Genomic DNA, 16,138 nt, shown 5'->3' with positions numbered 1-16,138 from the left:
CACTCTATAGTGAATCATTTTTTCCTGCTTCAGCCTTTTCTTCGTTACTTATCTTAATTTCTTCTTCGATCTGCCAATCCTCCGTAGGTACACTTTGCACAGGGCGGAAACGTTCCTGCAACCATTGGAAAGCTATGAACAAAGTCGGAACAATGAAAAGTAAAACTAACGTACCGATGGTCATACCACCGACTACACCTGTACCCAATGAACGGTTACCATTCGCACCTACCCCACTAGACAACATCAAAGGGAACAGACCGAAGATCATCGTCAATGCTGTCATCAGAATCGGACGAAGACGAGCTTTAGCAGCACTTACCGCAGAAGCAACCAGTCCCATTCCTGCCTTACGACGTTCGGCAGCATACTCTGTCAGCAAGATAGCCGTCTTCGCCAGCAAACCAATCAACATGATCAATCCCGTTTGCAGATAGATATTGTTCTCTAATCCGAACATCCTGGCAAAAAGGAAACTTCCCATCAATCCGCTAGGTACGCTCAAAAGAACAGCAAACGGAATGAGAAAACTCTCGTATAATGCACTCAGAATCAAGTAAATCATCAGGAAGCATATACCGAAAATGATAATCGTCGTACCACTTTGCTGATTTTCCTCACGAGTAATACCTCCGTAATCATAACCATATCCTTTGGGAAGAGCTTGTTCCGCAGTTTCCTGCACTGCTTTGATTGCATCTCCGGTACTGTAACCATCTGCCGGCATTGCATTTACCGCAATAGAGTTATACATATTAAAACGACTCAATGATTCTGCACCATAGCTACGTGTTAATGTAACAAACTGGCTTAACGGAGCCATCTCACCATTCGACATACGTACAAAAGCATTATCAAGAGAGGTCTCATCCAAGCGGAATAACGGATCTGCCTGAATCATTACTCTATACACTTTAGAGAAACGATTGAAGTTGGATACATACTGACCTCCATAATAACCGGAAAGGGTACTCAACACTGCGTCAGGAGTAATACCGGCACGTTTACATTTAGCAGCGTCCACATCTACGGTCCATTGTGGATAACGAACGTCAAACGTAGAATATGCCATCGAAATCTCAGGACGCTGATTCAATGCTCCCAAATATTGCTGGGTAGTCGTAAAGAATTCATTGATATTACCACCCATCTTATCCTGCATATGAAGTTCCAATGCATTACCCATACCATAACCCGGAATCATACCTGGAGATATAGCAAAGACACTGGCATCTTTAATATCAGCCGTACGAACGTACACCTGACCAATTACAGCCTGTACATTATCTTCATCATTCGGACGTTCACCCCAGGGTTTCAACTTCAAAATCAACATACCAAACGAACTTCCCTGTCCTGCCAATAATCCGTAACCGGAAACTTTCTGTACGTGAGCAATCTGAGGAATTTCCATCATACGCTTTTCAACACGTTCCATCACTTCGTCAGTCGTCGTCAATGAACTGCCCGACGCTGTACTTACATTGACGAATACCACACCCTGATCTTCGTCAGGAACCAGACTGGTCTTAGTAGTGTTCATCAGAAAAACCAATAGTACTATAGAACATGCCAGCAACGACCAAGTCAGCCACTTACGCTTGATAAAGAACAATACGATATTCTTATATTTTTCAACCATTATATCAAAAGCCGAATTGAATGCCTTACGGAATCGCGCCGCAAAATTATTCTTCTGTGTCCCGTCTTCATTAATATAAGGCTTCAGTAACAAAGCACACAATGCCGGACTTAATGTTAATGCATTGACAGCTGATATACCGACAGCCACCGCCATTGTCAGACCAAACTGAGTATAGAACGTACCGGAAGTACCTCCCATAAATGATACCGGAATAAATACTGCCATAAACACAAGTGAAGAAGTAATGACAGCATTACTGATTCCTTTCATCGCATCAATACTTGCCATATACGATGATCTATATCCCACATCAAACCTCGCCTGCACCGCCTCAACGACAATAATGGCATCATCCACCACCGTACCAATCACAAGCACCAACGCAAACAAAGTAAGCAAATTGATACTGAATCCTGCCAAAGCCATAAATGCGAATGTACCGACCAATGAAACAACAATTCCCACCAAAGGAATTAACGTAGAACGGAAATCCTGCAAGAAGACATATACCACAAGAATCACCAGAATGATAGCTTCAATCAACGTCTTCACTACTTCATGGATGGAAGCGAACAGGAAGTCATTCGAACTCATCATCTGTGTCAGTTCCACACCACGCGGAAGATCTTTACTTACTTCTTCAAGTAAGTCATCAATCTGCTGGTTTACTTGGGTAGCATTAGAACCTGCCGTCTGGAAAACCATACACGAAATACCCGGATGACCGTCCATACCACCATGATACGCATAACTATCCTGACCAAGCTGTATCTCGGCAATGTCTTTCAGTTTCAAAACCTCGCCATTGTCTGTAGAACGAATGACAATCTCTCCAAATTCTTCCGGAGTAATCAGACGTCCTTTATACTTCATTGTATACTGATAGGTTTCGTTAGAATTCTCACCAAACGAACCGGTTGCAGATTCAATATTCTGTTCGGAAAGTACTGCAGTGATATCCGATGGGATCAGTTTATACTGTGCCATTATATCAGGCTTCATCCACACACGCATACTATACTCACCTCCCATAATCATCAGGTCACCTACACCGGAAATACGCAGTATCTGCGGTTTCAGGTTAATACTAATATAGTTGGAAAGGAAGTTTTCGTCATAGCTATCGTCCGGGCTGTATAATGAGAACATCTGCAAAATACTAGTTTGACGTTTGGAAGTAGTTACACCCACCTGGGTTACTTCTGCCGGAAGCTGTCCCGTAGCTCTTGATACACGATTCTGCACATTGACAGCCGCCATATCCGGATCTGTTCCCTGTTTAAAGTAAACGGTAATACTCACTGAACCGGAATTAGTAGCCGAAGAAGTCATGTATGTCATATCCTCCACACCATTGATAGCTTCTTCCAAAGGAGCAACTACACTTTTCTGCAAAGTTTCTGCACTGGCACCATAATAGGTGGTACTCACCATAATAGTAGGGGGAGCAATATCCGGATACTGCTCTACGGGTAGACTGAACAACCCGATGATACCCACAACGACAATCGTAATAGAAATGACTGCCGATAATACAGGGCGTTCAATAAAGGTTCTTAAATTCATGGATTAATCCTCCTTTGTTGTTTGATTTTCAGTAGTTGTCATCGTAGGTTGTGCCGTCTTCGCCTTAATAGGAGTACCTTCACGAAGTAATCCTACACCTTCCTTCACGATTACGTCTCCCGAAGCCAGGCCTTCATCCACGATAAATTCCTTACCTCCATTCACCCGGGTTACCTGTATCTGGCTTGATTGCGCTTTACCGTCTACTACCTTATATGCATATCTCTTATCCTGAATTTCAAATGTAGCTGCTTGCGGAATAACCAGTGCTTCTGTTCTATGCACCGGAATAACCACATTACCTGTACCACCACTATGCAACAGACCATCCTTATTAGGAAATACAGCACGCAAGCTAACGGTTCCCGTCGAACGGTCGATCACTCCGCTGATAGTCTCGATCTGTCCCTGTTGTGGATAAGCAGACTTATCATTCAACAGCAAATCAATCGCCGGCATATTCTTCAATGCTTCTTCCTTAGAACCATATTGACGAATCAAGTTTAACAGTTGCTTTTCTGTCATCGAAAAGTAAACATACATATCCGAGTTATCAGAAACTGTAGTCAAAGGTTCGGCAAGATTAGAACTAACCAAAGCACCTACACGATAAGGCAATGTACCGATCACTCCATCTGCCGGACTTTTCACCACCGTATAAGAAAGGTTATTACGAGCACTTACTTCCTGAGCTTTTGCCTGTGCCAGTTGCGCATTAGCTGCCAAAAGAGAGTTTCTTGCTGTGCTCAAGTCAAAATCGGAAACTACATTCTCTTTATGCAGTTCCTCTTTGCTTTCGTAAGTCAGTTTTGCCGTAGCCTGAGACGCTTTAGCAGATTCCACATTAGCCAATGCAGTCTGTAACGCAGCCTCATAAGGTACTTGATCGATGATGAACAATGTTTGTCCCTTCTTCACACGCTGACCTTCAGTCACACTTACTTTAGTCAGTGTACCACTTACCTGAGGATAAATATCAATATCCTGACGTCCGCGAATAGTCGCCGAATAGGTGCTTGATATCATCCGGTCTGCCGGAGAAAGGGTCATCACTTCGTATCCTGTTTCCATTTGTGCCGGTGGTGCTTGTTTACATCCTACAGCAGCTAAAGAGCAAAGCAACATTAATGCCTGCTTCATTTTACATACCTTTTTACTCATTTTGTTGTTACCTAGTTAAAAAAATTACTGCGGCAAAGGTAAATGGATTCTATGATAGAAAACTAGGCATAGTGTTTCCGGTTTTGTTCATTTTCGGAACATTAAAGCTAATATTTAGCAAAAAAATCCTATTTTTGCCATCCAAAAAAGAACTTATATGAAAGAAAGAGAATCTATACTTACTGTACTTCGTGAACCCTTTGTGGCTGGCACAGACGAGGATTTGTCACCAATCATGCACCACCTGTGGAAACTGGAAGGTGGTGCCATCTATTTCTGCCGAAGTGGATGGGCACATGTAACGATTGACCTGAAAGATCATGAAATTATTGAAAATACCCAAATAGTATTGTTACCGGGAACTATCATACGCATTAATGGCAGCAGTAGTGATTTTACCGCTTCTTTTTTCGGATTTCCACAAGATATGTTCCGGGAGGCTTGTCTCCGATTCGAACCATTTTTCTTCCAGTTCCTCAAAGAGCATCCTTGTTATACCCTTTCCGAAGAAAATACTGAAGCCATTAATGGATTAATACGTGCGACAACGGCAATCTATAAAGATCGTGAAAATCGTTTTCGAAACCAAATAGCCAAAAATCATCTTCAATCCTTCATGCTGGACATTTATGATAAGTGTTACCGTTATTTCGACCGGCGTGAAATTGAGGGTGGAAGCCGGCAGGATGAAATCTTTAAGCATTTCGCCGCTTTAGTTCACGAAAACTGTATTTCTCAACGGGAAGTGAATTTTTACGCCAGTAAGCTCTGTATCTCTACCAAATATCTAACAGGTATCTGTAGAAGTGTAACCGGTTATTCTGCTAAAAAGATTATTGACGACTTTGCTATTCTGGAGATAAAAGTGTTACTCCAATCCACCGGACTAACCATACAAGAGATAGCCGACCGACTCGGTTTCCCGGACCAATCGTATTTAGGAAGATATTTCAAACGGCACGAAGGAATGTCACCCAAAGAATATCAAAGTAAATATTCGATGTAAGCCGGACTAAATCCGGCTCACTTCTACCTTGACTATGGTTCGTTTGAGTGCTCCTAATGCACATAGCAATGAGCAAATAGCACAAATTATGAATGTTATTCCAAAACACAGTGCACCCAGCAAAGCGGAGGCTGTCCCGGAATATTAGCATTCATAGTCCATCGCCAAAGTAGTGGAGGTTGTAAAAGTCAATCCCATCATAAATAATAATGTAAACATTAGCCACTCATACGTCCGGAAGTTGCATTGACTGTATAAAGCATAGAACAACCATTACAGACAATTGTACCGAAACTGATATACTACTTACTTTATAAAACCACAAATTAAATAATTTGATCAAGCATCATCCAATAATAAAAAGAGAAAGGGAATTCGTTAAAAAACATTATATTTGTAGCTATATAAAGTCACAACTTACCTATTATTTTTTATAATTTTGCAAATCAAAATAGAAAGCAAGTATCAATATGAAACTTAAGTATTATCAAATTTCCATTCGCTATAAGAACAAAATGCACGATTTCCACGGTTGGGGAGTAGCTGCACAAATTTGATAATTCTCATTTTAATGACTCATCACGACGCAAAACGCTGACCTTAGAGAAAGAAAGCATGATATAAGAGCGTATATTTTAATCACATTAATTATTTATTTTACTTTATGAGCAAAAAAAGAAGGCTCATAGTACCGCTATGCGTGGCACTATGCAGTCAGGGTTTGTTTGCCCAGACGTCATCAAAACAGGTGTTGGGCATTAATGATATCTTTCGTCTGGCTGATGAAAATAGCCAGAGTATCCGAACATACAAAACCGGGAAAGAGGCAGCTGATGAAGCTGTAAAAGCCGCCAAATCAGAACGGTTGCCGGATATAGGCGTTTCACTGTCGTTCAGTTATCTTGGTGATGGATATTTATGGGATCGTGACTTCACAAATGGTCAGAATATCCCGATGCCTCATTTCGGCAATAACTTCGCCCTGGAAGCACAGCAAGTAATCTATGCAGGTGGAGCAATCAACAGCGGAATCGCTCTGGCTGAACTCGGGCAAAAGATGAGTGAATTAGATTGGCAGAAGAACCGTCAGGAAATACGCTTTCTTCTGACCGGTTATTACCTAGATCTGTATAAACTGAGCAATCAGATGCAAGTGCTACAGAAAAATCTCGATTTGACAGAACAAGTAATACGTAACATGAAAGTACGACGCACACAAGGAACGGCTTTGAAAAATGATATTACCCGCTATGAATTACAAAAAGAGACTTTGAAATTACAGCTTGCCAAAGTTCAAGATGCTTGCAAAATCATGAACCATCAATTAGTGACTACTCTTCACTTACCTGCCGGAACAGAAATCATTCCTGATCCAACCTTACTAGAAAAAGAAGTGAAAGCACTGGCAGAAAATGACTGGCAGCAATTGGCTACTCAAAGCAATGTAGGTTTGCAGCAAGCACAGCTAGCGGTGAAAATGAACGAACAGAAGGCTAAACTGGAACGTTCGGAGCTCCTTCCCAAAATTGCTCTTGTTGCAGGAGAACATTTGGATGGTCCCATCACCATTGAAGTTCCGGTATTGAATAACAATTTTAATTATTGGTATGTAGGGGTAGGAATCAAATACGATCTTTCTTCATTGTTCAAAAACAATAAGAAAGTCCGTCAGGCAAAATTGAATATACGAAAATCACAAGAGGAATATACTCTTGCACAAGAACAAGTTGAGAATGGTGTTCAAGCCAATTACGTTAATTTCCTTACCTCTTTCACCGACTTACGCACACAAGAGAAAAGCGTGGAACTGGCCGATCAAAACTACAGTGTAACCAGCAACCGTTACAAAAACGATCTGGTGTTACTTACCGATATGCTTGACGCCAGTAATATGAAGCTAAGTGCTGATCTCGCTCTGGTTAATGCACGTATCAACGTGATCTACAGTTACTACAAAATGAAATATATCACACATACCCTTTAAAATACAATAGATTATGATAGCTAGAAAAACTCAAAAGATTATATATAATATTCTGATTCTTTGTTTCCTCATCGGCGGTGTAGCCTATGTTTGTTCCCGTTTTCTTCATTTGGGAAGTATAGAATATACTGATAACGCACAAGTTAAACAGCACATTACTCCGATCAATACCCGCGTACCGGGATTTATAAAAAGAATCTGTTTTGAAGAATATCAGCCGGTACACAAAGGTGATACATTGCTTATCATCGAAGATATGGAGTTTCGCCTTCGCGTTGCTCAGGCGGAAGCAGATTTGGCAAATGCTACGGCAGGAAAGCAAGCTACTACCATTGGTATTGCCACCACTCAAAACAATCTGAGTGTAAATGATGCAAGTATAGAAGAAGTTCGCGTACAAATGGAAAATGCCAAACGTGAACTGGATCGTTTTGAGAAACTACTGAAAGACGATGCAGTTACCAAACAACAATATGATAATATACATACGGCATACGAAGCAGCAAAAGCACGTTACGAACAAGTATCACGTGCCAAACAGTCTACATCATTAGTTAAAAGTGAACAGACTCACCGCTTAGGACAAAATGAAGCAGGAGTCCGCCTGGCAGAAGCTGCTCTCGAACTTGCTCGCCTGAACCTTTCTTATACAGTTATCATTGCTCCATGCGATGGAACTACAGGGCGAAAAGAAATACAGGAAGGACAACTGGTACAACCGGGACAAACAATGGTTGATATTGTAGATAATAGTGACCTATGGATCATAGCTAACTATCGCGAAACCCAATTACCTCATATTAAAGAAGGAGCCGAAGTAGAAATGACTGCAGACGCAGTGCCGAATATAATTTTCAAAGGAACTGTAGAATCCATATCGGATGCAACAGGAGCAGCTTTCTCTATGATTCCACAAGATAATGCAACGGGAAATTTCGTAAAAGTAGAGCAACGTATCCCCGTTCGCATCAGCCTGAAAGGAAACAAGCCCGAAGAGTTGAAGCGTTTACGGGCAGGGTTCAATGTAGAATGTGAAGTAAAATATTAATGTATGGGAGCACCTATTTTAAACGGTCCTTTTACGATGCCGATGTTCCGTAGCTTTGTGCCACGGAAAATACAACCATGGATTTACCTGTTCATTGCTGTTACCTTCCAATTATCGGGAGGGGTTTATTTGGGAGCATTGAATCAAATAATCGGTGGCAAAGTGCTGATGCGTGAAGATATCCTCATGTGCATGTACGCCAATCTGGCGGGAATGGCGATCTACTTTCCGTTGTTATTCCGAATGAAGTTCCGCTTTACCAATAAAACTCTGCTTACATCGGCAGCATTGGGAGTTTTGATTTGCAATTTGATAGCACCATCCATTAGCTTTCTTCCACTTCTGTGGTTGGTATGCTTCATTGAAGGTATGTGCAAAATTCAGGGAACTTTTGAATGTATGTCTAATATCCAATTGTGGATGACACCAACACGAGATTTCACCGTATTCTTTCCATGGCTTCATATTGTTATTTTAGGCAGCATTCAGTTGTCTGACTTGATAACGACTTATTTAATGTACCACTACAACTGGACCTATATGCACCTCTTTATCGTAGGATTAATGTTAATAGTCTTATTTATACAGTTTACTTGCGTTAAACATTTCCGTTTCATGCGTAAGTTCCCACTATTTGGTATTGATTGGCTAGGCGCAGCTTTATGGACAGCTTTATTAGCCGAAATCACTTTCCTATTTAATTATGGTGATTGGTACGATTGGTGGAACAGTCCTGTTATCCGGCAATTATCGGTAGCAATCATCATCACCCTAGTATTTTGCATTTGGCGTATGATGACCATCCGTCACCCGTTTCTTGAACCTAAGATGTGGACTTACCGGTTTTATTGGCCGTTACTAGGACTGATTACGATAGTAGAAGCATTTCTGGCAACAGAACACGTATTAGAAGAAGTCTTCTATGAAGAAGTGATGAAATATGAAGAAATGACCAGTGTACAATTAGATTGGTTTACTATCATCGGTATTGTAGGTGGTTGCCTGTTTTCTTACTGGTGGATGCACGTCAAACAATATAATTATGTACGTCTTATCATTGTCGGATTTGCCGGACTAATAGGTTACTTAATCGGATATTATCTGACTCTCTCCACCGACATTCATATCTCCCAACTCTATCTGCCAACGATTTGCAGAGGTTTTGCTTATGCTGTATTAAGTGCCACTTTCATGGTATGTCTGGAAGAGATTATGACCTTCCAACATTTCTTTCAGGGATTAAGCGTATTCAATATGCTTCATATGGTAGTCGGTGGAGTACTAGGTTGTGCGGTCTATTCGCAAGGACTGGCTTATTACGTACCCGATAATCTGGGACGCTACGGATCGGCAATCGATCATGTATCTTTCAGCAGCAATCCATTCCATCTTGGTCATTATATGGAAGAGTTTATTAGTCAAATGATGGAAGTAAGTATCAAGCAAATTTACGGTTGGGTGGCCTATGCATGTATTTTCCTCTTTCTGTTGTTATTACTCTACGACTTCCCGATACGCCGTTCCTTAAAACGTATGCCCAATTGGAAAAATGTGGCCCGGGAAGTTAAAAATACATTCTGGCGCACATCACATGCTCCATCCAATAAAAGATAATAAAATAACATATAATTTTGCCATAAAGCTACAATTCCAAACTTTTATTCCTACATTTGCAGCCAATTGATAATTTACAAAAAATACAACTAGTATGGCTAAGATAACCAAAGAAGCCGCTCTGCTCTATCATTCACAAGGCAAGCCCGGCAAGATTGAGGTAGTTCCTACCAAACCTTATAGTACACAGACAGACTTATCACTCGCTTATTCTCCCGGCGTGGCAGAACCATGCCTCGAAATAGAGAAGAATCCACAGGATGCTTACAAATATACAGCCAAAGGAAATCTAGTAGCTGTAATCTCTAACGGTACAGCAGTACTTGGTTTAGGTAATATAGGTGCTCTTAGCGGTAAACCCGTAATGGAAGGTAAAGGTTTACTTTTCAAAATTTATGCAGGAATTGATGTATTCGATATTGAAGTAGACGAAAAAGACCCGGATAAATTTATCGAAGCTGTTAAAGCAATTGCTCCCACTTTCGGTGGTATCAATCTGGAAGATATAAAAGCTCCGGAATGTTTTGAAATCGAACGCCGTCTGAAAGAGGAACTCGATATTCCCGTCATGCACGATGACCAACATGGAACTGCCATTATCTCCAGTGCAGGATTGGTAAATGCACTGCAAGTGGCCGGCAAAAACATTGCAGACGTGAAAATCGTAGTGAACGGTGCCGGGGCCTCTGCTGTCTCCTGTACTAAATTATATGTATCTCTGGGTGCACGTCTGGAAAACATCGTGATGTTGGATAGCAAAGGAGTCATCAGTAAAGCACGTACTGACCTGAACGAACAAAAGAGATATTTTGCAACGGACCGTACTGACATTCATACTTTGGAAGAAGCCATTAAAGGTGCTGACGTATTCCTCGGCTTGTCAAAAGGAAATGTGCTGAATCAGGATATGGTACGTAGTATGGCTCCCATGCCGATCGTATTTGCATTAGCGAATCCGACACCGGAAATTTCTTACGAAGACGCCATGGCTGCCCGCCCAGACGTATTGATGGCAACCGGACGTTCCGACTATCCGAACCAGATTAATAATGTAATCGGATTCCCTTATATTTTCCGCGGTGCATTGGATACACACGCCAAAGCAATCAATGAAGAAATGAAGATTGCAGCTGTACACGCTATTGCTAATTTGGCAAAACAACCTGTACCTGATGTGGTAAATGCAGCATATCATGTAAACAATTTCTCATTCGGTCCTGAATACTTTATTCCGAAACCGGTAGACCCGCGCCTCATCACAGAAGTTTCCTGTGCCGTAGCCAAAGCTGCCATGGAAAGTGGAGTAGCACGTATAGAAATCGAAGACTGGGACGCTTATCGTGTCCATCTCCGCGAATTGATGGGATATGAATCAGAATTAACCCGTCAATTGCACGACACAGCTCGCCGTAATCCACAACGCGTTGTATTTGCCGAAGGTGGCCATCCCAATATGCTGAAAGCTGCAGTCGAAGCCAAATCCGAAGGCATCTGTCATCCTATATTATTAGGTAATGACGAAGTGATCGCCAAAATGGCTCAGCAATTAGACCTTAGCTTGGAAGGTATTGAAATCGTAAATCTCCGTCATCCGAACGAATTGGAACGTCGTGAACGCTACGCTCGTATTCTAACAGAAAAACGTGCTCGCGAAGGTTTTACCTATGAAGAAGCCAATGACAAAATGTTCGAACGCAACTACTTCGGAATGATGATGGTTGAAACTGGTGATGCAGATGCTTTTATCACCGGAATTTATACCAAATACAGTAACACCATCAAGGTAGCAAAAGAGGTTATTGGTATCCAGTCCGGATTCAAACACTTCGGTACGATGCATATCCTCAACTCAAAGAAAGGTACTTTCTTCCTTGCCGATACGCTAATCAACCGTCACCCAGACACAGAAACTCTGACTGATATAGCCAAACTTGCTGACAAAACAGTACGTTTTTTCAATCATATCCCTGTTATGGCTATGCTCTCTTATTCCAATTTTGGAGCTGATACCTCAGGTAGTCCTGTAAAAGTGCACGAAGCAATCAACTCTATGCAGAAGGAATTTCCTGATCTTGCCATTGATGGTGAAATGCAAGTAAACTTTGCTCTCAATCGTGAACTTCGTGACGCTAAATATCCGTTTACACGTCTGAAAGGTAAAGATGTAAATACGCTGGTTTTCCCTAACCTGAGTTCGGCAAACATAGGTTACAAATTGCTTCAAGCAATGGATCCTGATACAGAATTTATCGGTCCTATCCAAATGGGATTGAACAAGCCGATTCACTTCACCGACTTCGAAAGTTCTGTTCGTGATATCGTTAATATTACTGCCGTAGCAGTGATCGATGCCATTGTTGAAAAGAAGAAAAAAGGAGATCAATGAGAAAACCATTATCCAAATCACAAATAGTTTGCGTCAGCCTCCTTTGGCTGGCGCTTTGCTATTTGGTTCTAACAAAAGCCGAACGTATTGACGGAATGACAATAGTAATGCTTATCATTTCGGCAGCATTAGTTTTTATTCCTGTCTATAAGTCTATCAAAAAGAATAAATAATATCTTTTTTCCCATTTTTTATGCGATAAAATATCAAATTTGATATTTTATCGCATTTTTCTTTATAAAATGTTTGCCAGTTTAATTTTTATCTTTACTTTTGCAACCGCATTAGAGAAATAGATAATCGAATTTATAACAACCAATAAAAGACAAAAAGATTATGAATGCAGCTAAGGTATTAGACGATTTGAAAAGACGGTTTCCCAATGAACCGGAGTATCATCAGGCAGTAGAAGAAGTTCTTTCAACTATTGAAGAAGAATACAACAAACATCCTGAGTTCGACAAAGCAAACTTGATTGAACGTTTGTGTATTCCTGATAGAGTATTCCAGTTCCGCGTAACTTGGGTAGATGATAAAGGTAACGTGCAGACTAACATGGGTTACCGTGTTCAGCACAACAACGCGATTGGCCCATACAAAGGCGGTATCCGTTTCCACTCATCTGTAAACCTTTCAATTCTGAAATTCCTTGCATTTGAGCAGACATTCAAAAACTCATTGACTACATTGCCCATGGGTGGTGGTAAAGGTGGTTCCGACTTCTCTCCACGTGGAAAGTCAAACGCTGAAGTAATGCGTTTCGTACAAGCATTCATGCTGGAATTGTGGCGCCACATTGGTCCTGAAACTGACGTTCCTGCCGGTGATATCGGTGTTGGTGGTCGTGAAGTAGGTTTCATGTTCGGTATGTACAAGAAGTTAGCTCACGAATTTACCGGAACATTCACAGGTAAAGGCCGCGAATTCGGTGGTTCATTGATTCGTCCGGAAGCTACTGGTTACGGTAACATCTATTTCTTGATGGAAATGCTGAAAACTAAGGGCATGGATTTGAAAGGCAAAACTTGTCTGGTATCCGGTTCTGGTAACGTTGCTCAATACACAGTAGAAAAAGTACTCGAATTGGGTGGCAAGGTTGTTACCATGTCCGACTCTGACGGCTATATCTACGATCCGGAAGGTATCGACCGCGAAAAGCTGGATTACATCATGGAACTTAAAAACCTGTATCGTGGACGTATTCGCGAATATGCTGAAAAATATGGTTGCAAATATGTAGAAGGAGCTCGTCCTTGGGGAGAAAAAGCTGATATCGCTCTTCCTTCTGCAACTCAGAACGAAATCAACGGCGACGACGCTAAGAAGTTGATTGCTAACGGTGTGATAGCTGTTTCTGAAGGTGCAAACATGCCTTCTACTCCTGAGGCTATCCGTATATTCCAGGAAGCTCAAATCCTTTACGCTCCGGGTAAAGCTGCAAATGCCGGTGGTGTATCAGTATCTGGTCTGGAAATGACTCAGAACTCAATCAAACTGAGCTGGAGCTCTGAAGAAGTAGACGAAAAACTGAAGAGCATCATGAAGAATATCCATGCAGCTTGTGTTCAATATGGTACAGAAGCTAACGGATATGTAAACTATGTGAAGGGTGCTAACGTAGCCGGCTTCATGAAGGTTGCAAAAGCAATGATGGCACAAGGTATTTTATAATCAGCCGCAATACAAATTTAGTAAGCTATAGTTAATAAATCCCCGTTCTTTCTTTTTAGGAAGGCGGGGATTTTCATATCTCTTATTTCGTTACTTTCTCAAAGCGATAGGGCTGTTGATCGGAAGATTTTCCGGAAGTTTGCTTTTGTGACTGCCCCGGCAGTTGTGTTTGCCCCGTTTTGTAATATTTCATTGCCTCTGGTATTAATTTCTTTATATTGTTGATACGAGATACATCCGAAGGGTGAGTACTCATAAACTCCGGTATTTTTTGTGCTCCCGCTGAAGCCATACGTTGCCAAAAACCTATAGCTGCTTCCGGATTATATCCTGCCATTGCAGCAAACACCAACCCTAGATGATCAGCCTCACTTTCATTTTTACGAGAATAGGGCAACATCACTCCATATTGTGCTCCCAATCCGTAAACCTGTTGTGCCAAAACTTGTGTAGCAGTAGATTTGCTAGAAAGCACTCCATTTAATATTTGCCCGCCATAAGAAGCCACCATTTGCTGGCTCAGCCGTTCAGCAGAATGTTTGGCTACAGCATGACCAACTTCATGCCCCAAGACAATGGCAAGTCCTTCTTCTGTTTGGGTATAAGGCAAAATACCTTCATTTACCACAATCTTCCCACCCGGCATACAGAAAGCATTCGGTTCTTTATCTTGCACCAGATGAAACTCCCAGGCAAAATTCTGAATCTGATCAGCCATACCGTTATTACGCAGATATGTCTCTACTGCATTGGCTATTCGCTTACCTACCCGGACAACCATCGCAGTATTTGCCACATTTGTAGAGGCTTTCGCAGTTTTCATATAATCCTGAAAACTTGAATTACTCAAGCTCATGACTTCAGAATCAGAGACCAGTAGCAGTTGTTTACGTCCTGTCAAAGCAACGCTACTGCATCCGGATAATAACAAAAGCATAGAAACAGCAACAATTCCTTTTTTCATAATTATATTATTATAGTAATACCCTTTTTTCATTAAACAAAAATAGCACTTTTATAATAATGAACAATCAGGAATTTATTTTGATTTAATAGATCCAAAATATTTAGTTCACTTCGGAAACCTTAAGTCTCTGGATATAAAATGATAATCAATTAGAAAAAAGAAGTGCAATAGTCGGTCAAGAGATATTCCGGTAATTGCAAACCTAAATAAAACAGTTATTTATTACAGATATACAACTATTGACAAAGCAACATATTAGAATTAAATAAACCAACTGTTTTTCTAAGAATTCGGAAATATAAAAAAACAGTGTCAACAAAGAATAATTTCACTTACTTTGCTAACACTGTTTAGATTACAACAAATCTTTATTTTTCTATAATCTGTATTTCTTTTACTCCTGTAATAATCAAATTCAATTAGACAAATCCAGATGAATGGAGTAATTCTTAGCCGAAACAATATCCACTATTTCTTTTGTTAAAGTCATTTCTTCTTCATCTGCATTGTAAGCCGTTACAGTATATTTTAGTTTTCCGTCAGAAGGAATAGCAAAATAATAATACGGAGACAAAGTATCTATATCTGAAATAACAATCGAACGTCCAGTCACAGAAGCTATGGTAACAGATAAATTATGAAAATTCACCTTAAATTCATCTGATACATTAACACAAACTCCTACATTGACTTGTGGAACAACCAAAGAAATACTAGTTATATCTCCTTCCCTTACTTCAAAGGAAGAAATTATTTCATAAACAGGTACACCTATTTGACCATTAACCGCCTCCGATTGATCTGGAGTAAAAGTTTTTAATGTATACTCCCCTACTGGAAGCACAATACGTTTCGATAAATCTTCTCCAGGAGCATAATCCTTTATGATTTCTCCCCCTTGACAGATCTGTAACTGAAGAGATGTATCCACGGCACGAACCAAAGGATGAACCTCTTCATCGCAACTCAAGAAAAGGTTCGAAATAGAAAAATATCCGAAAGACTTATTGGTATAATGTTGCTCTTCACTACAAGATACAAAAGAAAAACTTACCAATAAGAAGATTATAATAATATAAATCTGTTTCAT

11 protein-coding genes are annotated in these 16,138 nt (G+C 40.7%); 7 read left to right on the top strand and 4 right to left on the bottom strand.

The window, feature by feature from the left end; all coding sequences use genetic code 11:
- Positions 1–4: 4 nt before the first annotated feature.
- Together CZ225_RS06105 and CZ225_RS06100 are read right to left on the bottom strand one after the other, a co-directional pair.
- On the bottom strand, positions 5–3,211 hold the full coding sequence (locus tag CZ225_RS06105) for an efflux RND transporter permease subunit (protein ID WP_077153374.1): 3,207 nt from the start codon (positions 3,209–3,211) through the stop codon (positions 5–7).
- Between the two features lie 3 nt (positions 3,212–3,214).
- The gene (locus tag CZ225_RS06100; RefSeq protein WP_125040265.1) at positions 3,215–4,372 is read right to left on the bottom strand and encodes an efflux RND transporter periplasmic adaptor subunit; all 1,158 of its coding nucleotides are present in this window, start codon (positions 4,370–4,372) and stop codon (positions 3,215–3,217) included.
- Between the two features lie 157 nt (positions 4,373–4,529).
- On the opposite strand from CZ225_RS06100, the gene CZ225_RS06090 reads away from it, so the two are divergent.
- The 7 genes from CZ225_RS06090 (at position 4,530) to CZ225_RS06065 (ending at position 14,081) form a co-directional block, all read left to right on the top strand.
- A complete protein-coding gene (locus CZ225_RS06090; RefSeq protein WP_077153371.1) occupies positions 4,530–5,378 on the top strand; it encodes a helix-turn-helix domain-containing protein in 849 nt (282 codons plus the stop codon).
- A 664-nt stretch (positions 5,379–6,042) separates the two neighbouring features.
- Positions 6,043–7,362: a TolC family protein gene (locus tag CZ225_RS06085; protein ID WP_077153370.1), complete on the top strand. Its 1,320-nt coding sequence runs from the start codon at positions 6,043–6,045 to the stop codon at positions 7,360–7,362.
- 13 nt (positions 7,363–7,375) lie between these two features.
- Positions 7,376–8,410, top strand: coding sequence for an HlyD family secretion protein (locus tag CZ225_RS06080; protein ID WP_077153369.1), 1,035 nt, complete (start codon positions 7,376–7,378; stop codon positions 8,408–8,410).
- Positions 8,411–8,413: 3 nt separating this feature from the next.
- Positions 8,414–10,024 (top strand): hypothetical protein, encoded by a 1,611-nt coding sequence (locus CZ225_RS06075; RefSeq protein WP_077153368.1) that lies wholly within the window; start codon positions 8,414–8,416, stop codon positions 10,022–10,024.
- 94 nt (positions 10,025–10,118) lie between these two features.
- Positions 10,119–12,410 (top strand): NADP-dependent malic enzyme, encoded by a 2,292-nt coding sequence (locus tag CZ225_RS06070; RefSeq protein ID WP_077153367.1) that lies wholly within the window; start codon positions 10,119–10,121, stop codon positions 12,408–12,410.
- Positions 12,407–12,583 carry a hypothetical protein gene (locus CZ225_RS23250; RefSeq protein WP_129585754.1) on the top strand — a complete coding sequence of 59 codons (177 nt, stop codon included), beginning with the start codon at positions 12,407–12,409 and terminating at the stop codon, positions 12,581–12,583. Before CZ225_RS06070 ends, CZ225_RS23250 begins: the two co-directional genes overlap by 4 nt.
- Before the next feature lie 163 nt (positions 12,584–12,746).
- Entirely contained in the window at positions 12,747–14,081 is a 1,335-nt protein-coding gene (locus CZ225_RS06065) for an NADP-specific glutamate dehydrogenase (RefSeq protein ID WP_025075175.1), read from the top strand.
- Positions 14,082–14,163: 82 nt separating this feature from the next.
- Here CZ225_RS06065 and CZ225_RS06060 read toward each other — a convergent pair whose 3' ends face one another.
- The gene (locus CZ225_RS06060) at positions 14,164–15,045 is read right to left on the bottom strand and encodes a M48 family metallopeptidase (protein WP_083564689.1); all 882 of its coding nucleotides are present in this window, start codon (positions 15,043–15,045) and stop codon (positions 14,164–14,166) included.
- 418 nt (positions 15,046–15,463) lie between these two features.
- On the bottom strand, positions 15,464–16,138 hold the full coding sequence (locus tag CZ225_RS06055) for a DUF4493 domain-containing protein (protein ID WP_025075174.1): 675 nt from the start codon (positions 16,136–16,138) through the stop codon (positions 15,464–15,466).

Origin of the sequence: Bacteroides bouchesdurhonensis, assembly GCF_900155865.1 — a bacterium.
GTDB lineage: Bacteria > Bacteroidota > Bacteroidia > Bacteroidales > Bacteroidaceae > Bacteroides > Bacteroides bouchesdurhonensis.
This window is presented reverse-complemented; position numbering and strand designations above follow the sequence as displayed.

Excerpts from the sequence above, each read along its gene's own strand:
- CZ225_RS06085 (WP_077153370.1), top strand. The coding sequence starts at position 6,043 with ATGAGCAAAAAAAGAAGGCTCATAGTACCGCTATGCGTGGCACTATGC.
- CZ225_RS06100 (WP_125040265.1), bottom strand. The coding sequence starts at position 4,372 with ATGAGTAAAAAGGTATGTAAAATGAAGCAGGCATTAATGTTGCTTTGC.
- CZ225_RS06075 (WP_077153368.1), top strand. The coding sequence starts at position 8,414 with ATGGGAGCACCTATTTTAAACGGTCCTTTTACGATGCCGATGTTCCGT.
- CZ225_RS06070 (WP_077153367.1), top strand. The coding sequence starts at position 10,119 with ATGGCTAAGATAACCAAAGAAGCCGCTCTGCTCTATCATTCACAAGGC.
- CZ225_RS06055 (WP_025075174.1), bottom strand. The coding sequence starts at position 16,138 with ATGAAACAGATTTATATTATTATAATCTTCTTATTGGTAAGTTTTTCT.
- CZ225_RS06080 (WP_077153369.1), top strand. The coding sequence starts at position 7,376 with ATGATAGCTAGAAAAACTCAAAAGATTATATATAATATTCTGATTCTT.
- CZ225_RS23250 (WP_129585754.1), top strand. The coding sequence starts at position 12,407 with ATGAGAAAACCATTATCCAAATCACAAATAGTTTGCGTCAGCCTCCTT.
- CZ225_RS06090 (WP_077153371.1), top strand. The coding sequence starts at position 4,530 with ATGAAAGAAAGAGAATCTATACTTACTGTACTTCGTGAACCCTTTGTG.
- CZ225_RS06060 (WP_083564689.1), bottom strand. The coding sequence starts at position 15,045 with ATGAAAAAAGGAATTGTTGCTGTTTCTATGCTTTTGTTATTATCCGGA.
- CZ225_RS06065 (WP_025075175.1), top strand. The coding sequence starts at position 12,747 with ATGAATGCAGCTAAGGTATTAGACGATTTGAAAAGACGGTTTCCCAAT.
- CZ225_RS06105 (WP_077153374.1), bottom strand. The coding sequence starts at position 3,211 with ATGAATTTAAGAACCTTTATTGAACGCCCTGTATTATCGGCAGTCATT.